Origin of the sequence: Marinovum sp. PR37 (assembly GCF_028807375.1) — a bacterium.
GTDB classification, from domain to species: domain Bacteria; phylum Pseudomonadota; class Alphaproteobacteria; order Rhodobacterales; family Rhodobacteraceae; genus Marinovum; species Marinovum algicola.
Genome location: NZ_JARAML010000010.1, coordinates 1 through 24,462, shown reverse-complemented (window position 1 = coordinate 24,462; position 24,462 = coordinate 1). Strand labels below are relative to the sequence as shown.

General features: G+C 65.7%; 24 protein-coding genes. 14 read left to right on the top strand and 10 right to left on the bottom strand.

Going from position 1 to position 24,462, the window contains the following annotated elements; all coding sequences use genetic code 11:
* Positions 1–13 precede the first annotated feature (13 nt).
* The 3 genes from PVW49_RS10415 to PVW49_RS10405 form a co-directional block, all read right to left on the bottom strand.
* Positions 14–895: a class III extradiol dioxygenase subunit beta gene (locus PVW49_RS10415; protein ID WP_074837261.1), complete on the bottom strand. Its 882-nt coding sequence runs from the start codon at positions 893–895 to the stop codon at positions 14–16.
* Entirely contained in the window at positions 895–1,296 is a 402-nt protein-coding gene (ligA, locus tag PVW49_RS10410; RefSeq protein ID WP_048532236.1) for a protocatechuate 4,5-dioxygenase subunit alpha, read from the bottom strand. Before ligA ends, PVW49_RS10415 begins: the two co-directional genes overlap by 1 nt.
* Positions 1,297–1,473: 177 nt before the next feature.
* A complete protein-coding gene (locus PVW49_RS10405) occupies positions 1,474–2,700 on the bottom strand; it encodes a LysR family transcriptional regulator (protein ID WP_274562402.1) in 1,227 nt (408 codons plus the stop codon).
* Positions 2,701–2,810: 110 nt separating this feature from the next.
* On the opposite strand from PVW49_RS10405, the gene PVW49_RS10400 reads away from it, so the two are divergent.
* Genes PVW49_RS10400 through PVW49_RS10385 form a run of 4 tightly spaced genes read left to right on the top strand, consistent with a single transcriptional unit; the run spans position 2,811 to position 6,228 of the window.
* Positions 2,811–3,548 carry a PIG-L deacetylase family protein gene (locus PVW49_RS10400; protein ID WP_048532234.1) on the top strand — a complete coding sequence of 246 codons (738 nt, stop codon included), beginning with the start codon at positions 2,811–2,813 and terminating at the stop codon, positions 3,546–3,548.
* A complete protein-coding gene (locus PVW49_RS10395) occupies positions 3,545–4,237 on the top strand; it encodes a 4-carboxy-4-hydroxy-2-oxoadipate aldolase/oxaloacetate decarboxylase (protein WP_074837263.1) in 693 nt (230 codons plus the stop codon). Before PVW49_RS10400 ends, PVW49_RS10395 begins: the two co-directional genes overlap by 4 nt.
* A gap of 60 nt (positions 4,238–4,297) precedes the next feature.
* The gene (locus PVW49_RS10390) at positions 4,298–5,341 is read left to right on the top strand and encodes a 4-oxalomesaconate tautomerase (RefSeq protein WP_274590499.1); all 1,044 of its coding nucleotides are present in this window, start codon (positions 4,298–4,300) and stop codon (positions 5,339–5,341) included.
* Positions 5,338–6,228 (top strand): amidohydrolase family protein, encoded by an 891-nt coding sequence (locus PVW49_RS10385; protein ID WP_274590498.1) that lies wholly within the window; start codon positions 5,338–5,340, stop codon positions 6,226–6,228. Before PVW49_RS10390 ends, PVW49_RS10385 begins: the two co-directional genes overlap by 4 nt.
* 61 nt (positions 6,229–6,289) lie before the next feature.
* Here the strand turns inward: PVW49_RS10385 and PVW49_RS10380 are convergent, their stop codons facing one another.
* Positions 6,290–7,156: a helix-turn-helix domain-containing protein gene (locus PVW49_RS10380; RefSeq protein WP_274590497.1), complete on the bottom strand. Its 867-nt coding sequence runs from the start codon at positions 7,154–7,156 to the stop codon at positions 6,290–6,292.
* 74 nt (positions 7,157–7,230) lie between these two features.
* Here PVW49_RS10380 and pobA point away from each other — a divergent pair, with 74 nt between their 5' ends.
* Positions 7,231–8,400 (top strand): 4-hydroxybenzoate 3-monooxygenase, encoded by a 1,170-nt coding sequence (pobA, locus tag PVW49_RS10375; protein WP_274590496.1) that lies wholly within the window; start codon positions 7,231–7,233, stop codon positions 8,398–8,400.
* Positions 8,401–8,411: 11 nt separating this feature from the next.
* Here the strand turns inward: pobA and PVW49_RS10370 are convergent, their stop codons facing one another.
* The 3 genes from PVW49_RS10370 to PVW49_RS10360 all read right to left on the bottom strand — a co-directional run bounded on the left by PVW49_RS10370 (position 8,412) and on the right by PVW49_RS10360 (position 12,518).
* Positions 8,412–10,607: a PAS-domain containing protein gene (locus PVW49_RS10370; RefSeq protein WP_274590495.1), complete on the bottom strand. Its 2,196-nt coding sequence runs from the start codon at positions 10,605–10,607 to the stop codon at positions 8,412–8,414.
* Positions 10,604–11,746 (bottom strand): FIST N-terminal domain-containing protein, encoded by a 1,143-nt coding sequence (locus tag PVW49_RS10365; RefSeq protein ID WP_274590494.1) that lies wholly within the window; start codon positions 11,744–11,746, stop codon positions 10,604–10,606. The genes PVW49_RS10370 and PVW49_RS10365 overlap by 4 nt, the downstream gene beginning before the upstream one ends.
* Before the next feature lie 73 nt (positions 11,747–11,819).
* Positions 11,820–12,518, bottom strand: a complete 699-nt coding sequence (locus PVW49_RS10360; RefSeq protein ID WP_048532228.1) for a response regulator transcription factor — start codon at positions 12,516–12,518, stop codon at positions 11,820–11,822.
* Between the two features lie 167 nt (positions 12,519–12,685).
* Between PVW49_RS10360 and PVW49_RS10355 the strand changes: the two genes are divergently transcribed.
* The 4 genes from PVW49_RS10355 (at position 12,686) to PVW49_RS10340 (ending at position 17,056) form a co-directional block, all read left to right on the top strand.
* Positions 12,686–13,222, top strand: a complete 537-nt coding sequence (locus tag PVW49_RS10355) for a CoxG family protein (RefSeq protein ID WP_274590493.1) — start codon at positions 12,686–12,688, stop codon at positions 13,220–13,222.
* Positions 13,223–13,269: 47 nt separating this feature from the next.
* Positions 13,270–13,755: a (2Fe-2S)-binding protein gene (locus tag PVW49_RS10350; RefSeq protein ID WP_048532226.1), complete on the top strand. Its 486-nt coding sequence runs from the start codon at positions 13,270–13,272 to the stop codon at positions 13,753–13,755.
* Positions 13,756–13,875: 120 nt separating this feature from the next.
* Positions 13,876–16,254 carry a xanthine dehydrogenase family protein molybdopterin-binding subunit gene (locus PVW49_RS10345; protein WP_074837271.1) on the top strand — a complete coding sequence of 793 codons (2,379 nt, stop codon included), beginning with the start codon at positions 13,876–13,878 and terminating at the stop codon, positions 16,252–16,254.
* Positions 16,255–16,267: 13 nt separating this feature from the next.
* Complete coding sequence (locus PVW49_RS10340; RefSeq protein ID WP_274590492.1) at positions 16,268–17,056, top strand: FAD binding domain-containing protein; 789 nt, start codon at positions 16,268–16,270, stop codon at positions 17,054–17,056.
* 191 nt (positions 17,057–17,247) lie between these two features.
* On the opposite strand, the gene PVW49_RS10335 is transcribed toward PVW49_RS10340, so the two are convergent.
* On the bottom strand, positions 17,248–17,646 hold the full coding sequence (locus PVW49_RS10335; RefSeq protein ID WP_048532223.1) for a nuclear transport factor 2 family protein: 399 nt from the start codon (positions 17,644–17,646) through the stop codon (positions 17,248–17,250).
* 16 nt (positions 17,647–17,662) lie between these two features.
* On the bottom strand, positions 17,663–18,196 hold the full coding sequence (locus PVW49_RS10330) for a redoxin domain-containing protein (protein WP_074837272.1): 534 nt from the start codon (positions 18,194–18,196) through the stop codon (positions 17,663–17,665).
* 124 nt (positions 18,197–18,320) lie between these two features.
* Between PVW49_RS10330 and PVW49_RS10325 the strand changes: the two genes are divergently transcribed.
* Positions 18,321–18,875, top strand: coding sequence for a TetR/AcrR family transcriptional regulator (locus PVW49_RS10325; protein WP_274590491.1), 555 nt, complete (start codon positions 18,321–18,323; stop codon positions 18,873–18,875).
* Positions 18,876–18,954: 79 nt separating this feature from the next.
* On the opposite strand, the gene PVW49_RS10320 is transcribed toward PVW49_RS10325, so the two are convergent.
* Positions 18,955–19,929, bottom strand: coding sequence for a type I glyceraldehyde-3-phosphate dehydrogenase (locus PVW49_RS10320; protein WP_074837274.1), 975 nt, complete (start codon positions 19,927–19,929; stop codon positions 18,955–18,957).
* Between the two features lie 201 nt (positions 19,930–20,130).
* Between PVW49_RS10320 and PVW49_RS10315 the strand changes: the two genes are divergently transcribed.
* Genes PVW49_RS10315 through ccmI form a run of 4 tightly spaced genes read left to right on the top strand, consistent with a single transcriptional unit; the run spans position 20,131 to position 24,307 of the window.
* Positions 20,131–22,122 (top strand): heme lyase CcmF/NrfE family subunit, encoded by a 1,992-nt coding sequence (locus PVW49_RS10315; RefSeq protein WP_074837275.1) that lies wholly within the window; start codon positions 20,131–20,133, stop codon positions 22,120–22,122.
* 5 nt (positions 22,123–22,127) lie between these two features.
* On the top strand, positions 22,128–22,682 hold the full coding sequence (locus PVW49_RS10310; protein WP_074837276.1) for a DsbE family thiol:disulfide interchange protein: 555 nt from the start codon (positions 22,128–22,130) through the stop codon (positions 22,680–22,682).
* A complete protein-coding gene (locus PVW49_RS10305; RefSeq protein ID WP_274562368.1) occupies positions 22,679–23,158 on the top strand; it encodes a cytochrome c-type biogenesis protein in 480 nt (159 codons plus the stop codon). The genes PVW49_RS10310 and PVW49_RS10305 overlap by 4 nt, the downstream gene beginning before the upstream one ends.
* Positions 23,159–23,161: 3 nt before the next feature.
* Positions 23,162–24,307: a c-type cytochrome biogenesis protein CcmI gene (gene ccmI, locus PVW49_RS10300; protein WP_074837277.1), complete on the top strand. Its 1,146-nt coding sequence runs from the start codon at positions 23,162–23,164 to the stop codon at positions 24,305–24,307.
* Positions 24,308–24,462: the final 155 nt, after the last annotated feature.

The following is a 24,462-nucleotide window of genomic DNA, read 5'->3' as shown; positions in this document are numbered from 1 at the left end:
CGGTGTCCTTTCGTTATTCGGCCGCGATCATGCGACCGTCGTGGTAGGATTTGTTTTCCAGGATGATATGGCCCACGGCGGTGTTCGATGCCGGCACATGGTAATGCCGATGCACCTCGACCACATCGTCCTCAAGCGCGCCGCGCATGACGTGCCACATCACCATTTCCACGCCTTCCGATCCGGCCTCGCGCAGATACTCCACATGCGGCATCCGGCTCAGGCCGACCGGGTCGGAGGTGAGGCGGTCAAGAAAGGCGTTGTCCCACTCGGGGTTGATCAGACCGGCGCGCTTGTATTGCAGCTGGTGGCTCATGCCGCCGGTGCCAAAGATCATCACGTCGAGATCCTCGTCATAGCTCTCGACCGCGCGGCGCACTGCCTTGCCGAGATTGTAGCAGCGGTTGCCGGTGGGGGCGGGGTATTGCACCACGTTGACCGCCAGCGGGACTACCAGGCAGGGCCAGGCTTCTTCCGGCGCGACCTCGCCGAACATGACCGAGAGCGGCACGGTCAGCCCATGGTCGACCTCCATCTCGTTCATAATGGTCATGTCGAATTCGTCGAGCACCAGGCTCTGGGCGATATGCGAGGCCAGTTTCTGGTGATTCTTGACCACCGGCACGGGGCGCGGGCCCCAGCCTTCGTCGGCCGGCTGAAACTCGGCCGCGGCCCCCAGCGCGAACGTCGGGATGCAGGAGGCGTCGAAGGCGGTGCAATGGTCGTTGTAGACCAGGAAGATAACGTCGGGCTTGTTCGCCTTCATCCATTCGCGCGATTTGCGGAACCCGTCGAAGACCGGCTTCCAATAGGGTTGATCGGTGATGCCGGTGTCCATAGCGACGCCGATGGCGGGCACATGAGAGCATCCCACGCCTGCGGTGATACGGGCCATCAGGTTTCCTCCTCTTCGTCCCATTCGGATGTATAACGGTTGCCTTCGACCGAGCGGCCGCCGTGCAGCATCATGTCGCGATAGGCCTCGACGCCCATGCCGGTCATCAGCCCGGCCAGGTTCTGGAAGTTGATGCCGTCGTTGGCGGCGAGCTTCGAGGTGTAATAGATATTGCCGCCGAGCTCGAGCAGGCGGTTCCATTGGCGTTTGCGCACCGCTTCGCGCTGGTCCGCCGTCATCGGATACTTGTCGAGATAGGCCTCTTCGTCGGCATTGAAGGCGTCGCGGTTCTTTTGCAGCCGCAGCGAGATGCAGAACTGGTTCAGATGATATCCTTCGCGGCTTCTGTCGGCGTCAAACACGAAGGTGCCGGGGATATCCTCGTAGTCCTTCTTGGTCATGGCGTGTCCTCCTCTTCCTCCGCACCGGTCCGCCCGGTGCCCCGGCCGCCCTTATCCCGGGCCCGCCAGGGCAGGCGGCAAAGGCGACCGGTTGCGCAAGAGCCTAGCATCCGGGCCCGGCAGCGGCCAATTGGAATGCGAGGCGTAGCATTGGAAAAAGCTATAGAACCCGAAATTTCAGGGAGTGTTCTCCGGCTCGGGGCGGCTGTGCTGGCGCAGGAAACCGATGAAGCTCTCTTGCGTCCGGGTCGGCCGCCAGTCGCGGCGATGGGTCAGGCCGATGGCGCGGCCGCTGCCGGCAAGCGGGATGTCCAGCGCGGTCAGCAGGCCGGCGCCGATCTCGACCGAGACCTGGTGGCGCGAGACGATCGAGACATAATCGCCCTGGGCCAGGATGCCGCGCAGCATGACCAGCGAGGAAGAGACCACCCGCACCGGCGTCCGGTCGCGTTCGTGGATGCGCAGGGTTTCAAAGACATATTGCCCCGCAGGGGTATCCTTGGGCGAGGCGACCCAGGGGTAGGCCAGCGCCTCATCCAGCGTCACGCGCGTCCGTCCGGCCAGGGGATGGCCGGGCCGCGCCACCACGGCAAGCCGGTCCTGGAACAGCTCTTCCTGCACCACGTCATCGGCCGGCAACGGATGGCGCAGGGCGCCGATCAGGCAATCGAGATCGCCTTCGCGCAACGAGCGCAGCAGCTCGTGATAGCGACCGTCGATCACCCGCACCTGCACCCCGGCAAAGCGCGACACCATCGCATGGGTGGCCCTTGGTACGATGGCGGTGCGCGCAAGCGGCAGGCTGCCCAGCAGAAAGATGCCCCGGTCTTCCCCAAGCTCGCGGCCGATTTCCTCCATGCCCTGCCGGATTTCCGCCTGCGCCAGCTTGGCCCCCAGGGTAAAGGCCTGGGCGGCGGCGGTCAGCTCGACCCCGGCCACGGTGGATTTGAAAAACGGCACCCCCGCCACCTGTTCCAACGCCCGCGCGGCGCGGTGGACGGTGGGCTGCGACAGGCCCAGCCGCCGGGCGGCCACGGTAAAGCTGCCGCTGCCGGCGATGGCAATCAGGGCGCGGATCTGCGCCGGGGTGACATTGCGTTCAAAGCCGGCGGTATCGCGCGCCCGCGAGGCGGTGCCGCGCCGCGCCTCGCGCGCCCCGCGTTGCAGGTGATCGAGCGCCGCCTCGGCCCGGCGCACGAAGAGCGCACCGCAGGGGGTGGCGCCGAAGGCCTGCGGCTGGCGGAGCACCAGCGGCGCGCCCATGCTGGCCTCGAGCTTGGCAATCGCCTGGGTGGCGGCCGGTTGCGACATGTGACAGCGCTGCGCGGCAACCGAAACCGAGCCGCTGCGCAGGCATTCCAGAAACACCCGCATGTGTCGCAGGTTGGGCAGGGTGAATTCCATTTTCGGCGTGCCTCATAGCAAAAACTTATATTAGGAATATTATTCGAAATAGGCAAATCCCGCGACCTGCGCCATGATGCGGCCAAGGTGAAACGAGGGAGGGATTTATGATGTCCGACAAGAAAACGGCACTGGTGATCAGCGCGCATTCCGCCGATTTCGTCTGGCGCGGGGGCGGGGCCATCGCGTTGCATCAGGCAAAGGGCTACGAAGTGACCGTGGTCTGCCTGTCCTACGGCGAACGCGGCGAAAGCGCCAAGCTCTGGAAACAGGAGGGCATGACCCTCGACAAGGTCAAGACCGAACGCCGCAAGGAGGCCGAGAGCGCCGCCGCCGCGCTTGGCGTGACCGACATCCGCTTTTTCGACGTGGGCGACTATCCGCTCGACCTTGGCCGCGAGACCCGCGATCGCATGGTCGACGTGATCCGCCAGGTGCAGCCAAATTGGATGATGTCGCATTCGAAGTGGGATCCCTACAACACCGACCACATGAACACGACGCAATTCGCGCTGGAATGCCGGATGGTGGCGCAGGCTTGGGGCCATAACCCGGGGCAAAAGGTGCTGGGCGCGCCGCAGCTCTATCTCTTCGAGCCGCACCAGACCGAGCAGATGGAATGGAAACCTTCGGTCTTTCTCGACATCACCGATGTCTGGGACAAGAAATGGGCTGCCATCCAGTGCATGCAGGGCCAGGAGCACCTGTGGAATTTCTACAAGAACGTCGCCGAAAACCGCGCCAACCACTTCCGCCGCAACTCCGGCGGCATGGCCGGGGGCCGGGCGGCGAAATACGCCGAAGGGTTCCAGACGATCTTTCCCCGCACTGTGGATGAACTGGAATGACCGGTGCAGTGGGACAAAGGGGCGTGGTCGTGCAAGAGATCGACCGCGCCGATCCGAAGGTGGTCGATGCCCTGGGCGCCTGTGGCGTCGCCACGGTGCACGAGGCGCAGGGCCGCAAGGGCCTGCTGGCCAGCTACATGCGGCCGATCTATCGCGGCACCCGGCTTGCCGCCTCGGCGGTGACGATCAGTGCCGCACCGGGCGACAACTGGATGGTGCATGTCTGCATCGAACAGTGCCGTGCCGGCGACATCATGGTTCTGGCGCCGACAAGCCCTTGCGAAGACGGCTATTTCGGCGATCTTCTGGCGACTTCGGCGCAGGCGCGCGGGGTGCGCGGGCTGGTGATCGATGCCGGTGTGCGCGACGTCATGGATCTTGAACAGATGGGCTTTCCGGTCTGGTCCAAGGCGATCTACGCTCAGGGCACGGTGAAAGAAACGGTGGGCTCGGTCAATGTGCCGCTGCTCTGTGCCGGCCAGCTGGCGAACGCCGGCGATGTGATCGTGGCCGATGACGACGGCGTCTGTGTGGTGCGCCGCGAAGAGGCCGAGGACGTGCTCGTCAAGGCGCAGAAGCGCGAGGCGGCGGAACAGGACAAGCGCCGACGTCTGGCGGCCGGCGAACTGGGGCTCGACATCTATGACATGCGCGGGCGGCTGGCCGAGAAGGGCCTGAAATATATCTGAAATCCGCGCCGGCGGCGCCCGGATGCGGTGCCGGCAAGAGAACGCAGGATCGGAGCTGACATGGACGCTGTGCGCTGTATGTGGATGCGGGGCGGCACCTCGAAAGGCGGGTATTTCCTGGCCGACGATCTGCCGCAGGACCGGGACGGTTTTCTGCTGCGGGCCATGGGCTCGCCCGATCCGCGCCAGATCGACGGCATGGGCGGGGCGGATCCGCTGACTTCCAAGGTGGCCGTTGTGCGGCCGTCCGAGCGCGCGGGCGTCGATGTGGATTACCTGTTTCTCCAGGTGTTCGTGGATCAGCCGATCGTTACCGATGCGCAGAACTGCGGCAATATCCTGGCCGGTGTCGGCCCTTTCGCCATCGAGCGCGGGCTGGTCGCGGCGCAGGACGGCGAGACGCCGGTGACGATCTTCATGGCAAACACCGGCCAGGTGGCGGTCGCGCGGGTGGCGACGCCGGGCGGCAGGGTGTCATATGCCGGAGAGGCGCGGATCGATGGCGTGCCCGGCGGTTCTGCGCCGGTGCCGATTGCCTTTCGCGATACCGCCGGCTCGTCCTGCGGTGCGCTTCTGCCCAGCGGCGCGGTGGTGGACGAGGTTGAGGGCATCGCGGTGACGATGATCGACAATGGCATGCCCTGCGTGGTGATGCGGGCCGCGGACATGGGGATCACCGGCGATGAGCCACCGGAAGAGCTCGAGGCCAACACGGCGCTGCGCGACAAGCTCGAGGCGATCCGGCTGGCCTGCGGGCCGGTGATGAACCTTGGCGATGTGCGCAAGAAATCGGTGCCCAAGTTGACCATGGTCTCGGCGCCGCGGGCGGGTGGGGCGATATCCACGCGCACCTTCATTCCGCACCGCTGCCACAAGACCATCGGCGTGCTGGGCGCGGTCTCTGTTGCCACCGCCTGTCTGCTCGAAGGATCGCCGGCCTACGAACTGGCGTCGCGTGGCGCGGGGCGCGAGCGGGTGCTTTCGGTCGAACATCCCACCGGCGAGATGACGGTGGTGGCGACCCTCGGTGACGATGGCATGGTGGCCGAGGCGGCAATCCTGCGCACGGCGCGCAAACTGATGGACGGAGAGATTTTCGGATGAGCGAACAACAGATCATGGATGCGGATTGGCTGGTCTTTCACCCCAATCCGAAGCGACCCGACTTTCGGCTGCCCGAGGGGGCGGTGGATGCGCATTGCCATGTCTTCGGGCCGACGCCGGAGTTTCCCTTTGCATCAGAGCGCAAATACACGCCCTGCAACGCCGGCAAGGAAGAGCTTTACAAGCTGCGGGATTTCCTCGGGTTTTCGCGCAATGTGATCGTCCAGGCGACCTGTCACGGCAAGGACAACCGCGCCATGGTCGATGCCTGCCGCAGCGCCGGCGACCTGGCGCGCGGGATTGCCAGCGTCGGGCCCGACATCACCCTGGACGAGCTGCAAGAGATGGACGCCGCCGGGGTGCGCGGGGTGCGGTTCAACTTCGTCAAGCGGCTGGTGGATGCGACCCCCAGAGAGGTCTTTCTCGGGATTGCCGAGAAGGTGGCGCAGCTTGGCTGGCACATCGTGGTCTATTTCGAGGCTGCCGATCTGGAAGAGCTGGAGCCCTTCCTGAAGCAGCTGCCGACCACCATCGTGGTCGATCACATGGGGCGGCCCGATGTGTCCAAGGGCGTGGATCATCCCGATTTTCAGCGCTTTATCCGGCTGATGGACGAGGTGCCGACGATCTGGTCCAAGGTGACCTGCCCGGAGCGGCTGACTGCGGCCGGGCCGCCCTATGACGACGTGGTGCCGTTCTACCGGGCGATCGTCGAGCGCTTTCCCGAACGGGTGCTCTGGGGCACCGACTGGCCGCATCCGAACATGAAATCGCATATGCCCGACGATGGCGCGTTGGTTGATTACATCCCCCGTATCGCGGTGACCGAAGCGCAGCAGCGCAAGCTTCTGGTCGACAATCCCATGCGGCTGTACTGGGCGCGCTGAGGCGGCAGCGGGGGCGTGTTCGCAAGGCCCGTCCGATTTGTGGCGGGTCCGCTCGGGCGGTTCAGCCCTGGCTCTGCTGCCGGAAGCTGCGGGGCGACAGGCCGGTCGCGCGGGTGAAGACGCGCGAGAAATAGGCCGGGTCGTCATAGCCCAGGTCATAGGCGATGCTCTGCACCGGCAGGTTGGTATAGACCAGATGGCGGCGGGCCTCGCGGATGATACGGTCTTCGATCACCGCGCTGGCCGGGCGGCCGGTGGCGGCGCGGCAGAGCCGGCTGAGATGCGCCGGGGTGATCGCCAGTGCCGCCGCATAACGCGCCACCGGCCAATGCTGGCGGAACCGCGCCTCGACCAGAGCGTCGAACCGATGCAGAAGATCGGTCTTGCCCGCCGCGGGCCGCGCCGCGCTGCGCTGTGCCAAGGCGCGTGCGATCTGTCCAAGCAGCAGGGCGCAAAGCCCCCGCAGGATCTGCGCCCTGGCAAAGCCGCGGTCGGAAAAGGCGGCGGCGATCTCGGATAATGTGGCGGCGATTTCGGCAGGTGCCGGCAGCACCGCCGGGCGCGACAATTGCGCCGCCAGCCCTTCGCCGGGGCGCAGCGTCTCGTCGAGGATTTCCGCCGCCAGGGTGACCACCAGCCCCGCCGATCCCGGCGCAAACCGATATCCATGCACCAGACCCGGCGGCACGTTGACCAATGTGCCATCGCCCAGCGTCAACTCGCCGCCGTCGAGCGTGACGCGGCCGCTGCCCTGTTCGAGCAGCAGCACCTGATGCAGTCGCGCGTGGCGGTGCGGTGCGAATTCCCAATTGTGCAGCCGCGACCGGGCCTCGATGGTTTCACAATGCACCACATCGGGCAGGTCGCGGGATTCACCGAACAGGTTGTAATTGAGGATCTCGGGGTGCGGCATGTGCGATTTGTACATGTTTCTGCCGTTCCGGTCCATTCGCGCGCGCCGGGTTTTTCGGCATGATGCGAGAGATCAAGAGGAGGGATGGCATGAAAACTCAGGTTTGTATCATCGGCGGCGGGCCGTCCGGGCTGTTGCTCAGCCAGTTGCTGCATCGCAAGGGGATCGAGACCATCGTTCTGGAACGTCAGACCCGGGCGCATGTGCTCGGCCGGATCCGCGCCGGCGTGCTGGAGCATGGCTTTGCCGATCTGATGCGCGAGGCCGGCTGCGGCCAGCGAATGGATGCCGAGGGCGCGGTGCATGACGGCTTCTACATTGCGCATGACGGGCGGATGGACCGGGTGGACCTGCACCGCTTTTCCGGCCAGAGCGTGCTGGTCTATGGCCAGACCGAGGTGACCCGCGATCTCTATCAGGCGCGCGATGCCTTGAATGGCCAGATCCTGCATGAGGTGAACGAGGTCGTGCTGCACGACCTGAAAGCCGCGACGCCGCATGTCACCTTTGTCCAGGACGGAGAGGCCAGGAGGATCGACTGCGATTTCATCGTCGGCGCCGACGGCTATCACGGCGTCAGCCGCAAATCGATCCCGGCGGATGTGCTGAAGGAATATGAAAAGGTCTATCCCTTCGGCTGGCTGGGCGTGCTGTCCGAGACCGCGCCGGTCTGCGACGAGCTGATCTATGCGCGCCATGATCGTGGCTTCGCGCTCTGTTCGATGCGCAGCCAGGTGCTGAGCCGCTATTACATCCAGGTGCCGCTGTCCGACAGCGCCGAGAGCTGGTCGGACGAGGCGTTCTGGGCCGAGCTGAAGGCACGGTTGCCGGAGGACGTGGCGGCGCGGCTCGAGACCGGTCCCTCGATCGAGAAATCCATCGCGCCGCTGCGGGGCTATGTGGCCGAGCCGATGCGTTATGGCGCGCTGTTCCTGGCCGGTGACGCGGCGCATATCGTGCCGCCGACCGGCGCCAAGGGGCTCAATACCGCCGCCTCGGACGTGCATTACCTCTATCACGGCTTGCTGGCGCATTACGCCGAGGGCGACGAGAGCGGCCTCGACAGCTATTCCGAAAAGGCGTTGGCGCGGGCCTGGAAGGCGCAAAGGTTCAGCTGGTGGATGACCTCGCTCCTGCACCGGTTCCACGACGGTGACAGCTATGACAGCCGGTTGCAGCAGATCGACCTGGCCTATCTGTTCTCGTCCGAGGCGGCGCAGGTCTCGCTGGCCGAGAATTACGTCGGCCTGCCGTATTGAGCCGTCAAGTCTCAGGCCAGTTCCGACAGGAAATGCTCCAGGTCGCGGCCATCGAGCGGCTTTGACAGCAGTGGCACGCCGAGGCTCTTGCAGCGTTTGCTCAGGCCCGCCGCACGGTGGGCCGAGATGATGCGGGCCGGGATCGGGCCATAGCGTTCTGTGATCTCGCGCAACAGCTCGGTGCCGGTCATGCCGGGGCCGAGATCCTCGTCGAACATCAGCGCGTCGGGGGTGATCTCGAGCTCGTCGAGCAGGTCGAGCGCGTCGCCGGCATTGGCCACATCGATCACATCCGCCCCCAGCCCTTCGAGCGAGAGGGTCAGCGCGCGGCGCAGGTCGGCGTCGTTTTCCACCAGGAAGACCACGCGGCCCGGCACTGGCGCGCCCGGCGGCGAAAGGCGACTGCCGCGCGATGCGGGGTTGCGCGGCGCCTGCGCGGCCAGTGGCACGGTGACGGAAAAGACAGTGCCGCGCCCCGGTTCCGACCGAAGATCGAGCGGCAGACCGAGACCGGCGCAGGCGCGGTCGACAATGGCCAGGCCCAGCCCGAGGCCTTCGGAGGCCGAAGCCGGGGCGTCGACCCGGCTGAACTCGCGAAAGATCATGTCGCGGTGCTCATGGGCGATGCCGGGCCCGGTGTCCCAGACCTCGATCCTGACGCTGTCGCCCTGGCGGCGCGCGCCCATCAGCACCCGGCCGTGGCGGGTGTAGCGCACCGCGTTTCCCAGCAGGTTTTGCAGGATGCGCCGCAGATATGAAGGATCGGTTTCCACTCTGGCCGAGGTCGGGCGCACCCGGAGGCCAAGGCCTTTCTGCGCCGCCAGCGGTTCGAGTTGGGTGTCGAGCGCGGTGAAGATCTGGCCGAGATCGATGGGCCGGATGTCAAAGGCCGCACGGCCGCTGTCGAGCTTGGACATGTCGAGCAGCGCCTCGATGATATGTTCGAGCGAGCCCAGCGCCGAAGAGATCTTGCCCAGCGTCTCGCGGCCTGTCGGCGAGAGGGTTTCGCCCGAGAAGGTGCCGACAAACAGTTTTGCCGCCGAAAGCGGTTGCAGCAGGTCATGGCTGGCGGCGGCGACAAAGCGGCTCTTGGAGGCATTGGCGCGCTCGGCCTCGGCCAGCGCCGACGCCAGCTCGGTGGTGCGTTCGACGACCCGCGCCTCGAGCCGTTCGTTCATCTCGCGCAGGGCGCGGGCGGCGTTGCGCTCGGCGGTGACATCGGTAAAGGAGATCACGAAGCCGCCGTCGGGCAGCCCCTGGGCAAAGGCATCGAGGGTCAGCGCCGCGCCCTGGGTCGCCTCGAACCGCAGCGCGCCGCGCCGCGCCGGACGGTCCGCCCAATCCAGCAACCGCTTGCGTGACATGCCATGCGACAGGGCGAAATCCTCCGGCAACTGGGCGATTAGGCCGCCAAAGCTCGCGCCACGCTGGACCCGTGTCAGCGGCAGCCGCAAGAGCTCGGCCACCCGCGCGTTCCAGCCGATCAGCCGGGCGGCATCGTCAAAGATGCAGACCCCCTGGTTGAGATGTTCGAGCGTCGCGGCGATCAGCCTTGCCTGCTTGTTCTGCAATCGCGCGCGTTCCTTGCGCTCGAGTCGGATCAGATCGGTCACGTCGGTTTGCAGCACCACGGTGCCGTTGCTGGCGGTGCGTCGTTCCGAGACCTGAAGCCAGAGATCCTGGGTCAGGCGCACGTTGAACATGGCGTCGTTCTCGCGGTGGCGCGCCTTGCGTTTCAGCGCCCAGGCCAGCCCGGTTTCGCCTTGCGGCAGGGCGAGATAGGCGGACCGGCTGACAAGATCGACATAATCGTCGAACCGCAGCCCCGGGGTGAGTTGACCGGCGATGTCGCGCATGTCCTGGCAGAACCGGCTGTTGGTCAGCACCAGCCGGTCCTGGCTGTCGAAGAGCGCAAAGCCCTCGTGCACCGCCTCGATCGCGTCGGCAAGGTTGGCCCGGGCCGCCTCGGTCTCGGCGCTGGCCTGTTCCAGTTGCAGGTTGCTGTCGTGCAGGAGGTCGAGCGCACGCTCCAGATCGCGGGTGCGCGAGCGCACCTGATCCTCGAGCAGGGCGGCGCGCTCGAACTGGGCATAGGCCAGCCCCGAGGGATCCTGCTGTTGCTCCACCCGGCGCATCAGCGACTGGGTGATCCGCAGGAGCTTTTCGTTCTGGCGCTCGACACTGTCGGCGGGGTTGATCAGCGTCATTCGGCATCGTCCGGCGGATAAAAGGCCACGCCGGTCATCGTGTGGTTTACATGCAGCGCGCCGAGTTGTTCGCCATAGGTCGAAAAGCCGCGCACATTGTGCCGGCGCAGCACGTCCGAGACCGCCCGGCTCTGTTGGTTCTGGCCGGCTTCCAGCCGCCGCAGGATGCAGTCGCAGCCAAGGATCATCGCCGGGTCGCGGTCGCGCGACAGGCCGGAAAGCTCGGTTTCGAGATGGCCCGCCATATCCTCGGTTGTGGCCAGCGTCAGCACCATGCCTTCGTCGATGGCGGAAAAAAACACCAGCTCGCCTGCGGCATTGACCCGCTGGATGGCGCGGACGTGATGACGATGGCCGAGCTGGACCACAACCGGATGGGCGGCAAAGGTGAACTGGTCGAGCTGATCGGGCAGTTTGCCGACGATGCGGGCATATTCCCGCGCTGCCGGTTCGGCATTGATCTGGCGGACGATGCGGCGTTCGGGGTCGGCATCGGTCACCACCATCTTGATATCGGTCGGGGTCAGGTGATCGAGGCTGAACACCCGGATCGGGCAGATCGAGCGCACCATCGACACCACGGCGGCATTGCCCCGGGTCTCGCCGTCGAGCGCAAGCAGCGTGCGGCGGAAGGTTTCGCCATCGCCGGCCGAGCCGCCAAACAGCGGCACCCCGCCCAGCCCGGCCGAGAGGACGGCGGTCAGCTCGTCTTCGCGCAGCGACAGGCCGTCGATGGCGAGAAAGGCGAATTCCGAGGTGAAATCCGGCGCGCAATCGGCCAGCGCCACCCGGTGGCGGATCAGCTTGTCGATCTCGGATTGCGGGTCGAGCCGGTCCAGCCCGTCGACCAGGTAACAGACGGCGCGGAAATGCGAGGGCAGCAGGCCCAGCGCCACGATCTGGTCTTCCTCATAGCCCTCGGCGCCGATCTCTCCGGCGGTGGTACAGGCGGTGACATGGCGCGCATCGAGCCGTTCATGCGCCTCGGCGGACAGCGCGGCGAAATTGCCGCGATTGCTGACAAACAACAACACGAGTTCGAACGGGCCGGGGCCAAGCCCCGCCGCGATGGCCCCCACCGGATCGGCTTCGTGCACCGACACCTGCGCATTGCGCAGCCCCGATGCCTGTCCTCCCACGGCGGACGGTTCTGGTGTCTGGCCGTCCAAAATTTCGGATGTCCCGGATTGTTCCTGTCTTGCGCGCCGGATCTTATGCGTGTTGGGAATGGTCTGGCAAGCCGCCACCAAGCCGCGCGTCCTGCGCCACCAGCACCGCCTGGGTCCGGCTCTGCACCCCGAGCTTGCGCATGATCGCGGTGACATGCGCCTTGACGGTGGTTTCGGCGATCGACAGGTCATAGGCGATCTGCTTGTTCAGCTTGCCCTCGCAGATCAGTTGCAGGATGCGCGATTGCTGGTTGGTCAGCGTGGACAGCCGCTCCATCGCGTCGTTTTCCTGCGGCTGTTCATCGGCGTCGGGCAGGTAATCCTCGGGCGTATAGACCTGGCCCTTGCGCACCGCGCTCAGCGCCTTGTGAAAGGCCGGCTTCTGGCTGTGTTTCGGCACGAAGGCCGCCGCACCGGCTGCGAGCGCCTTGGAAATCGTCCGGTTGTCGGCCATCGAAGAGACCACGATCACCGGGCTGTTCTGACCCAACGCCGCGCGCAACCGCAACAGCCCGTCAAGCCCGTTCACATCCGGCAGATTAAGGTCGAGCAGCACGATGTCGGGCGATCCGGTCTCGGCCACGCGGGTCAGCCCCTCGTCCAGACTGGCGGCGGTTTCCACCCTGGCCCCGACACAGAGCGCGCGCAGGGTAAGCACCAAGGCGTCGCAGAACAGCGGATGATCGTCGATCACAAGGGCGCGGGAAATGCCATTTATCGGCGTCTGGGGGGCATTGGTCATTGTGCACTGTCCGTTCTGCGTTAGGCTCAGCCTAGCGGCGATGGCGGGGCCGGTCTTTTGTCCAATAGTCGCATGGGCGCGGCCGCGCCAGCGGCCACCCGGCACCTTTGTATAATAGCCGGTTACGCCGATCCACGCCTAGGTTCGGACCCGAGGAGACCAACACCATGCAACTAACCGATTCCCGAGAGATTGCCGCGACGCCCGAGATCGTCTGGGCGGCCATCCTCGACCCCGAAGTGCTCAAGCAATGCGTGCCCGGTTGCCAGGAAATGACCGGCAGCCCGGAAGAGGGCTTCGAGGCCAAGGTCGTCCAGAAGGTCGGGCCGGTGAAAGCCACATTCAAGGGCTCCGTTACCCTGTCGGACATGCAGCCGCCCGAGAGCCTGACCCTGACCGGCGAAGGCAAGGGCGGGGCGGCGGGCTTTGCCAAGGGCGGCGCCGACGTGCGGCTCGAGCCCAAGGGCGAGGGCACCTTGCTGAGCTATGATGTCGAGGCCAAGGTCGGCGGCAAGCTGGCCCAGCTGGGCAGCCGGATCATCGACGGTTTTGCCAAGAAGATGGCCGACCAATTCTTCGACAACTTCAAGGCCGCGGTCGAAGGGCCAGGCCAAGACGCAGCCGACGACGCCCCCGAGGCAGCGGCTTCCGACGGGGACGAAGCGGCACCGAAAAAGGGCTGGTTCAAGCGGGCGGTGACCTGAGATACCGTCCGATTCATTCATTTGAGACATAACCAAGGGAGGACTTCATGACCAAGGTAACGATGACCGTAAACGGCAAGTCCGTGAGCGGCGACGTGGCGGGCAACACGTTGCTTGTCGAGTTCCTGCGCAGTGATCTGCATCTGACGGGAACCCATGTCGGCTGCGACACCAGCCAATGCGGCGCCTGCGTGGTGCATGTCAACGGCGCGGCGGTCAAGAGCTGCACCATGTTCGCCGCCGAGGCCGAGGGCGCCGAAGTGGCCACCATCGAGGGCCAGGCCAATGCCGATGGATCGCTCAACACCATCCAGCAGGCGTTTCAGGATTATCACGGGCTGCAATGCGGCTTTTGCACGCCGGGCATGGTGATGTCGGCGGCGGCGCTGCTCAAGGACAATCCCAAGCCGTCCGAACAGGAGGTCAGGGCCTATCTCCAAGGCAATATCTGCCGTTGCACCGGCTATCACAACATCGTTCGCGCGATCATGGCCGCATCGGGTCAGGAGGTCCCGGCGGTCGCCGCCGAGTGATGTGACGCCGCGGGGCGCAAAGAAGGCGCACCCGACAGCAACACCCCGTAGGGTGCGCATTCACTGCGCACCGTCCGTAGGGTGGGCTTGCAGCCCACCGATCCCATGGGAGGAACGAAAATGCCGAAAGATCATGGCATAGGAGCCAGCACCAAGCGCCGCGAGGACGTGCGCTTTCTGACCGGCGCCGGAAATTACACCGATGACATCAACGTCCATGGCCAGGCCTATGTGCATTTCCTGCGCTCCGACGTGGCGCATGGCCGGATCACCAATATCGATACCGCCGCCGCTGCCGCCATGCCCGGCGTGGTGCGCATCTTCACCGGGGCCGATTTCGAAGGCGTCGGCGGGCTGCCCTGCGGCTGGCAGGTCACCGACAAGCACGGCGAGGTGATGAAGGAGCCGCCGCACCCGGTGCTGGCCCAGGGCAAGGTGCGCCATGTGGGCGAGCCGATCGCCGCCGTCGTCGCCGACACGCTGCAACAGGCGCGGGACGCCGCCGATGCGATCGATCTCGACATCGAGGAGCTGCCCGCCGTCGTCAACATGAAGGCGGCGCTGGAGGAGGGCGCCACCAAGGTGCATGACGACCTTTCCGACAACCTCTGCTACGACTGGGGCTTCGTCGAGGAGAACAAGGGCGCGGTGGAAGAGGCGATTGCCAATGCCGCCCATGTCACCACGCTCGAGCTGGTCAACAACCGGCTGGTCGCCAACCCGATGGAGCCGCGCGTCGCAGTGGGCGATTTCAACCGCGCCACCGGCGATTCGACGCTCTACACCACCAGCCAGAACCCGCATGTGATCCGGTTGCTGATGGGCGCCTTCGTGCTGGGCATCCCCGAGCACAAGCTGCGTGTGGTGGCGCCGGATGTGGGCGGCGGCTTCGGCACCAAGATCTTCCATTATGCCGAGGAAGCCTTCTGCACCTTTGCCGCCAAGGCCTGCAACCGTGCGGTGAAATGGACCTCGACCCGGTCCGAGGCCTTCATGTCCGACGCCCATGGCCGCGACCATGTAACCAAGATCGAACTGGCGCTGGATGCCGACAACAACTTTACCGCCGTGCGCACCGAGACCTATGCCAACATGGGGGCCTATCTGTCGACCTTCGCGCCCTCGGTGCCGACCTGGCTGCATGGCACGTTGATGGCGGGCAACTACAAGACGCCGAACATCTACGTGAACGTCAAGGCCGTCTTCACCAATACCGTGCCCGTCGATGCCTACCGTGGCGCCGGCCGGCCCGAGGCGACCTATCAGCTCGAACGCGTCATCGACAAGGCGGCGCGCGAGCTGGGGGTCGACCCGGTGGAGCTGCGGCGGCAAAACTTCATCACCGAATTCCCCTATGCCACCCCGGTGGCGGTGGAATATGACACCGGCGATTACCATGCCACCATGGACAAGATGCTCGAGCTGATCGACCGCGACGGCTTTGCCGCCCGCCGCGCCGAGAGCGAGAAGAAGGGCAAGCTGCGCGGCCTCGGCATCAACTGCTTCATCGAGGCCTGCGGCATCGCGCCGTCGAACCTGGTGGGGCAGCTGGGCGCGCGTGCGGGGCTCTACGAATCCGCCACGGTGCGGGTCAATGCCACCGGCGGCCTGGTCGTCATGACCGGCTCGCACAGCCACGGGCAGGGGCATGAGACCGCCTTTCCGCAGGTGATCTCCGAGATGATCGGCATCCCCGAGGACCAGGTCGAGATCGTGCATGGCGACACCGCCAATACGCCGATGGGCATGGGCACCTACGGCTCGCGCTCGATCGCGGTCGGCGGCTCGGCCATGGTGCGGGCGGCCGAGAAGATCATCGCCAAGACCAAGAAGATCGCCGCCCACCTGCTCGAGGCCGCCGAGGCGGATATCGAGCTCAAGGACGGTCAGTTCTCGGTCGCGGGCACCGACAAATCGGTGGCTTGGGGCGATGTCTGCCTGGCGGCTTACGTGCCGCACAACTATCCGCTCGAGGATATCGAGCCGGGGCTGGAGGAAACCGCCTTCTACGATCCGTCGAACTTCACCTATCCGGCGGGGGCCTATGCCTGCGAAGTCGAGGTCGACCCCGAAACCGGCGTCACCACGATCGAAAAGTTCGTTTCGGCGGATGACTTCGGCAATGTGGTCAACCCGATGATCGTCGAGGGCCAGGTACATGGCGGAATCGCCCAGGGCATCGGCCAGGCGCTGCTGGAGAACTGCGTCTATGACGAGAACGGCCAGCTGCTCTCGGCGTCTTACATGGATTACGCCATGCCGCGGGCAGATGACCTTCCCGAGATGGCGGCCTATACGGTCGATCATTCCTGCCAGACGCCCTGCACCCACAATCCGTTGGGGGTCAAAGGCTGTGGCGAGGCCGGGGCCATCGGCTCGCCGCCGACGGTGATCAACGCGATCCTCGACGCGCTGAATTCCGGTGGGCATAAAGTGGATCACATCGACATGCCGGCCTCGCCTTCGCGGGTCTGGGCGGCGATCAACAACGCGTCTTAAGGGAGGGCTGAATATGTACAGCTTTGACATCGAACGGCCAACCACCCTGGCCGATGCTCTGGCGGCGCTGGCCGACGACGAGGCGCAGGCGCTGGGCGGCGGGCAGACCCTGATCCCGACGCTCAAGCAGCGTCTGGCAAGCCCGTCGAAACTGGTCTGCCTGTCGGGCATCGAAGAGCTCAAGGGTATCAGCCGCGACGGCGACACGCTGACCATTGGCGGCGGCACCACGCATGGCACCATCGAGCGCGAGACGGCGGAGGGCTTTCCCGGTCTTGCGGGGCTGGCTTCGAAGATCGGCGATCCGGCGGTGCGCAATCGCGGCACCATCGGCGGCTCGCTGGCCAACAACGACCCGTCGGCCTGTTATCCGGCGGCGGCCATGGCCTGCGGCGCGACCATCGTGACCAACTCTCGCGAGATCGCGGCGGACGACTATTTTCAGGGCATGTTCGCCACTGCGCTGGAGGAAGGCGAGATTATCACCGCGGTGAAATTCCCGGTGCCCGAGAGCTCGGCCTATATCAAGTTCGAGCAGCCGGCCTCGCGCTTTCCGCTGGTGGGGGTCTTTGTGGCCAAATACGCCGACCGGGTCGGCGTCGGCGTCACCGGCGCCTCGGAAGAGGGCGTATTCCGCTGGACCGAGGCAGAAGCGGCGTTGGGCGGCAATTTCGCCGAAAACGCACTTGAAGGGCTGTCGGTCTCTGGTGACGGCATGATCGGAGATCTGCATGGCACCGGCGCATATCGCGCGCATCTGGTGGGCGTGATGACGCGGCGGGCGGTGGCTGCGGCCCGGTGACCGCCAGGGGCATGAATTGAGAGAGGGGCGGCCCTGACGGGCCACCCCTTGCCGTTGGTTGGAGGTGTCGGGCGGGCGCCTCTGACATGGCCGAGGCTGCGGGGGTGGCGCAATGCGCCATGATCAGAGGCCAATTGGCGATCGCCCGACTGCGCGCCATTGCCGTCCGCGCTGCGCGTATATGGCTCGGATCAGGCCGCTTTCTGGTCCGGACGGCTGAAATTCACCTCGCGGACCACCTGCCAGCGGCCGTCTTCAAAGACGAAATCGATGCTCAGATCGATCATCATGTTCGGGCCACCAACCGGAATCCTGCGCGAGATAAGCACATGGCCACGGTCCCCTGTGACCGTCAGGCTGTGGATTTTCGACCACATATGATCTTCCGGGGTCTTGTCCCTGAAGGTCTCCTTCAGCAGCGCCATGAAGTCGTTTTTCTCCAGCGTCATCAGGCGGCCGTCGATGCTCAGATCCATGACGACGATGTTGTCATGGTAAATCTTGTCCAGCGTCTCCATGTCAGCGCTGACCCCGGCTTTCATCAGCTCGTCGATCCTTGCGCGCAGAGCGGTTTCAGTTTTTTCGGTCATGATGTTTCCTTCTGGTTCAGGCATATGTGCCGTTGATGGGGGCCTCTTTCATGGGCCCGCGCCGGAAGCTGATGCCCTTGGCAATCCACTCCAGGTTGGGCCGGGAAAACGGAACGTTCGAGATATCGACGATTTGCAGAGCCCCGGTCTCATCGAGGACAAACAGTCCCGGCTCGGCGAAAGGGGCCTCGACATCCATCCCGTTGCGGGGATCCGAGATATAGAGCCCCAGCCTCGCCATCTGCGGGATCGTCAGGCCATAGGCGACGTCGAACCTGGGCGAGACTTTCGCCATCTGCGCGGTCGCCCGGGCTTCGCTGTCGGCCGATACCGCGATCACGTCGACGCCCTGAGCGTTCAGCTCGGGCAAGGCGGCGTTGAGCTCTTGCAAATAGGTCGTGCAAAGCGGGCAGTGCTTGCCGCGATAGACGACAACAAGCATCCATTCAAAGCCCTCGGCGGGCTTGGCAATTTCGCGACGGCGACCGCCGAGCACAGGAAGGTCGATCGCCGGAAATACCGATCCGGCGGCAAGTTTTCCACTGGTCAATTTGGGTGATCCTCTATATGTAACGATCAACACATAAATCGCAGAGCCCGTGAGGGTCAAGGATTATATATTGTCCGTTACAAAAAAATTAGGGCGCCCGCGAACCTTCGATTATGACACGGCCTTGCTGCAAGCGATGGCCGTGTTCTGGGAGAAGGGCTACGATGGGGCGTCGATGCGCGACCTGACCGGCGCGATGGGGATCACGGGGCCGAGCCTCTATGCCGCCTTCGGCGACAAATGTGGGCTCTACCTGAAAACGATCGATCACTATTGCTCGGCCGATGCCTGCACGCCGCTTGTCGTCCTGGAGGGCGAAGAGAACATCGAGCCGGCGCTGCATGGCTTTCTGGTCGAGGTGATCCGGTCGGCGACCGAGCATGAAAGCGGGGCAAAGGGGTGTTTTCTCGCGTCCAGCGTCGTGGCCTCTGTCGGCCAGGTGGACGGGGTGGCCGAACGTGTCGAGGATGCCATTGCCGACACCGAACGCAGATTGACGGCCCGCTTTGAACGAGAGATCGACAAGGGCACCTTGCCGGCAACCTTTCCCGCCCGGGAACGGGCGGCCCTGCTCTTTGACATCAGGCAGGGCTACATGTTTCGCGGGCGCGCGGGGTTGTCGCGCGAGTGTATGTTGAAGGACGTGCCCGAGCGGGTTGCCATGCTGCTTTCGAACTGATCTTCACCCTGGCAGATCTGGGCAGCGCAATCCGGCCGAACGACCCCGTGGCGCCCGCAGCCGTCCGGCCCATGCCACGTCAGGCCATCCGGCGTGCCATATCGAGCATCCGCGCCGAAAAGCCCCATTCGTTGTCATACCAGCCGAAGATCCGCAGCACGCCGCCTAGCGAAACAGAGGTTTCGCGGCCCGCCACCACCAGCGATTCCGGCCGGCCGCGCAGGTCGGTCGAGACAAGCGGCAGGTCGGTATAGCCGAAGAGCGCGGGATCGGCGGCGCGGATCAGCCCGTTCAGCCGCTCGGCCGTGATCGCCGCGCGGGTCTGCACGGTGAGGTCGATGGCCGAGACGCTGGCGGTGGGCACCCGGATGGCGCGGGCCTCGATCCGGCCGGCCAGATGCGGCAGCACCACGCCGATCAGCCGGCCGGCCGAGGTGGTGGTGGGCACCATCGACAGCGCCGCCGCGCGCGAGCGCACCAGATCGCCGCGCGGCGCATCGACGGTGGGCTGCGAACCGGTGTAGCAATGCACTGTCGTCATGTGGCCGCTCTCCACCCCCGCCGCCTCGTCGAGCAGGCGCAGCAGCGGTGCCAGCGCATTGGTGGTGCAGGAGGCGTTGGAGATCACAATCTGATCGCCCAACAGCTCGGTGTTGGCGCCAAGCACGATGGTATCGTCGGTCGCCGGTGAGGGCCCCGAGATCAGGATGCGGCGCGCCCCGGCGGTGCGGCCACGCAGCGCCACCTCGCGGGTCTGGGCCTTGCCGGTGCACTCCATCACGATGTCCACGCCCGTGAGGTCCAGCGCCGAGATATCCGGCGCATGGGTCATCGGCAGGGCGCGGCCGGCCGCATGCAGCGTGCCGTCGCGGCCCTCGGCACCGCCGGGGAAGGGGCCGAAGACGCTGTCGTAGCCGAACAGATAGGCGCAGGTCTCGAGCGGCGCGATGTCGTTGATTCCAACGATCTCGATATCGGGGTGATCGGTCAGGATCATGCGGGTGATGGTGCGGCCGATGCGGCCGAACCCGTTGATGAAGATGCGAAGGGACATGGGCGATCCTGCGGCTTTGGGAGGTCACCGGAAGTGACCTCATTGCGGCGCCAGAGGCAATGGCCCGCGGCGGAAACTTTTGGCCGCGACGCCCGGGCTGCGACCAAATGATACGTAAAACAACGAAATGGTGACTTAAATTTTCACCTCTCAGCGGCTAGGACTGTCGCAATGATCTGACAGCCCATGGGGAGTGGTGCCATGATCCCGGAACTCGGACAATTCGGCCTGGCCCTGGCGCTCGCGCTGGCGGTGGTGCAATCGGTGGTGCCGATGGCAGGTGCGGCCCGCGGCAACCTGGTGTGGATGCGCTCGGCGCAATCGACAGCGCTGGGGCAACTGGTGTTTCTCGCCCTGGCCTTCGGGGCGCTGATGTGGGCCTTCGTGGTCAGCGATTTCACCGTGCGCAACGTGGTCGAGAATTCCAACTCGCTGAAACCCATGTTGTTCAAGGTGGCCGCCACCTGGGGCAGCCACGAGGGTTCGCTGCTGCTCTGGACGCTGATCCTGGCGCTGTTCGGCGCGGGGGTGGCGGTCTTTGGCACCAATATTCCCCATGCCCTGCGGGCGCGAACACTGTCGGTGCAGGCCTGGATTTCGGTCGGCTTCCTGACCTTCATGCTCTTCACCTCGAACCCTTTCGAGCGCATGTTGCCGCCGCCGGTCGACGGCAATGACCTCAATCCGCTGTTGCAGGACATCGGCCTCGCGATGCATCCGCCGCTGCTCTACGTCGGCTACGTGGGCTTTTCCATCGTCTTCAGCTTTGCCGTCGCCGCGCTGATCGAAGGCCGGGTCGATGCCGCCTGGGCGCGCTGGGTGCGGCCCTGGACGCTGGCGGCCTGGATGTCGCTTACCGCCGGCATCGCGCTCGGCTCCTGGTGGGCCTATTACGAGCTTGGCTGGGGTGGCTGGTGGTTCTGGGATCCGGTCGAGAACGTCTCGTTCATGCCCTGGCTGCTGGGCACCGCGCTGTTGCATTCCGCCATCGTCACCGAGAAACGCGGCGCCTTCAAGTCCTGGACCATCCTTCTGGCAATCCTCACCTTTTCGTTGTCGCTGCTGGGCACCTTCATCGTCCGCTCGGGGCTGCTGACAAGCGTGCACGCCTTTGCCGTCGATCCCGAGCGCGGGATCTATATCCTCGGGCTGCTGGGCATCTCGATCGGCGGTTCTCTGACCCTCTATGCGGTGCGCGCACCGGCGATGGAGGGCGGCGGGCTGTTTGCGCCGGTCAGCCGCGAGGGCGGTCTTTTGATCAACAACCTGCTGCTGGCGGTGGCCACCGGCACGGTGCTCTTCGGAACGCTCTATCCGCTGTTTCTCGAGGCGATCACCGGCGACAAGATCTCGGTTGGCCCGCCGTTCTACAATGCCTCCTTCGTGCCGATCATGCTGCCGCTGGTGTTCGTGATGGGGCTGGGGCCGTTCCTGACCTGGAAGCGGGCCGACCTGAAGGGCGTGCTGCAACGGCTCTGGCTGGCGCTGGCGCTGGCGGCGGTCGCGGCCTTGGTGCTCTGGTATCTGGTGACCGAGGGGCCGGTGCTGGCCGTGCTGGCCTTCGGCCTCGGCATCTGGCTCTTTGTGGCGACGGCGCAGGAATGGGCGTCGCGGATCAAGCTGTTCCGCGCGCCGTTTTCCGAAAGCCTGCGGCGCGCCCGCAATCTGCCACGCGCCAGCCATGGCATGACGCTGGCGCATCTCGGGTTGGCGGTCTGCATCTTCGGCTTTGTCGGCTCCTCGGCCTGGAAGGAAGACCTGATCGTCTTTGCCGAACCGGGTACAGAGGTTCAGGTGGCGGGCTTTGACCTGCGCCTCGAGGGCGTCGAAGAGGTGCCCGGGCCGAATTACACCGCCTTTCGCGCCACCCTGGTGGTAAGCCGCGATGGTGAATTCCTGCAAAACCTCTATCCCGAGCGGCGCAACTACCCGGTGGCGCGCAGCCAGACCACCGAGAGCGCCATTCGCCATTCGCTGGCCGGCGACCTCTATGCCTCGATCGCCGAGCCGGCCTCGCAGACCGCGGGCGAGGCCTGGACGCTTCGGGTGCTGTACGAGCCGCTGGTGAATTTCATCTGGCTCGGCTCTTTCATGCTGGTCCTCGGTGGCGCGCTTTCGCTCAGCGACCGGCGGCTGCGCGTCGGCGCGCCACGCCGGGCCAAGGCGCCCGAGATGGCGCAACCTGCGGAGTAAACGACATGCAACGTATCCTTGTCCTGCTGCCCATCGCGGTGGTTCTGGTGATCGGTGGCTTCTTTGTCTGGGGGCTGAACCCCGAGCGCGACCCCAACGCCATTCCCTCGGTGCTGATCTCGAAACCGGTGCCGGTGTTTGACCTGGCGCCGATCGCCGGGGTCGATGTGCCGGGGCTGGCCAGCGGCGATCTGGCGGCGGGCGAACCGGTGCTGGTCAATGTCTTTGCCTCCTGGTGCGTGCCCTGCCGGGCCGAGCACAAGGTGCTGACACGCCTGGCTGCGCAGGAGGGCTTTCCGCTTTTTGGCATCAATTACAAGGACAAGCCCGAGGATGCGAAGGCATGGCTTGAAGAGTTGGGCAATCCCTATCTGCGCATCGGATCGGATGAGAGCGGCCGTTCCGGGCTGGAATGGGGCATCTCCGGCGTGCCCGAGAGCTTTCTGATCGACGGCACCGGCACCGTGATCTGGCGCTATGTCGGACCGATTGTCACCGAGCAGGCGCAGGACGATCTGCGCCGCGCGCTGGCCGCGACGCGGGAAAGGGCGGCGTCGTGAGGGGGTTGCTTGCCGCGCTGCTGATCGCGCTGGCCGGAATGGCGGCGGCGGTCGAGCCGGATGAGATCCTCGACGACCCGGCGCTCGAGGCGCGGGCGCGGGAAATCTCCAAGGATATCCGCTGCGTGGTGTGTCAGAACGAACCGATCGACAGTTCGAACGCCGGGGTGGCGCGCGACCTGCGGCTGCTGATCCGCGAACGGCTGGTGGCCGGCGACAGCGATGACGAGGTGCGGCAGTACCTGGTCGACCGCTACGGCGATTACGTGCTGTTCAAACCGCCTTTCAAGCCGTCGACCTATGCGCTCTGGCTGGCGCCCTTCGTGCTTCTGGGGCTGGGCAGCGTGGCGGCCGGGGCGGCGCTGCGGCGACGCAGCATGCGCGCCGGTGCCGAGGCGCTCAACGCCGAGGACGAGGCGCGCGTGGCCGAGTTGATGGCGCGCTATGACGGCGATCAGAGCAGGAAAGACGACTGAGTGATGACATTCTGGATACCCGCCGCGGCGATGGCGCTTCTGGCCGTTCTGATGATCCTGCTGCCGCTCTGGCGCCGCGATGGCGCTGCGGTGGATCACCGCGAGGGCGCGCTGGCGATCTTTGTCGATCAGCTCAAGGAGATCGACGCCGAACGCGCCCGTGGGCTGATTTCACCGGCCGAGGCCGAGGCCGCGCAGCTCGAGATCAAGCGCCGGATGCTGGCGGTCGGTCGCCTGAAGGGGCGCGGACCGGCACGAACCGGCGGCGCGGCGATGCTGATGGCGCTGGCGGTTCTGGTGCCGCTGCTGGCCGGCGGGGTCTATGTGATGACCGGCGCGCCGGGGGCCGAGAGCCTGCCGTTTGCCGAACGCGCCGAGGAGCGCGCCGACACTCGCGAGATCGTGGAGCTGACCGAACGGCTGCGTGAGCGGCTGACGAGCGACGAGAATGGCGGGCCGACCGAGGGCTGGGAGCTTCTGGCCCAGACCTACATGAGGATGGGCCGATTCGACGCCGCCGCCGAGGCGCTGGGCCGGATCGTCGACCGCGAGGACGCCCATTCCGGCCATCTGACGCAATGGGCCGAGGCGCTGATCGCCGCCAATGACGGCATCATCACCGCCCAGGCCGGAGCAGCGATCGACCGGGCGCTGGACATGGATGTGCTGAACCCGGCTGCGAGCTACTACAAGGCGCAATGGCTGGAGCAGGAAGGCCGCTCGGGCGAGGCCCGCGAGCTGCTGGTGCTGCGGTTGCGGCAGGCAGACGAGGCGCAGCCCTGGATGGAGGTCTTTCTGCGCCAGATCAACCGCCTCGGCAGCGAGACCGGCGCGGCACCCGTGGCGCTCGACGATTTCGTGGTGACCCGCGGCCCCAGCGCCGAGGACGTGGAGGCGGCCCAGGCCATGACCGCAGAAGAACGCGGCGATTTCATCCGCTCGATGGTCAACCGTCTGGCCGAGCGGCTGGAGGACGAACCCGACGATCTCGACGGCTGGCTGCAACTTGGCCGCGCCTATGGCGTTCTAGGCGAGCAGGCGCGGGCCTTGCAGGCCTATCAGGCGGCCGAGGGGCTGCTGGAAGGGCTGGCTGCCAACGATCCGCGGCGGGAGGTCGTGGCCGCCGGACTGGCGGAACACGGCGGATAAGCGGCGCGGCCGGCGTCGGAGCGAGGGGCCAGCCCCTCGCGCTCCCCGCGGTATTTTCGGCAAGAGGAAAGCCCGGGCGGGGGATCACCCGCCGGCCTGTTCGACACTAGTACTACAGTTGCGTATTTGATCGGGCTTTTCGGTGGGCGATGGCG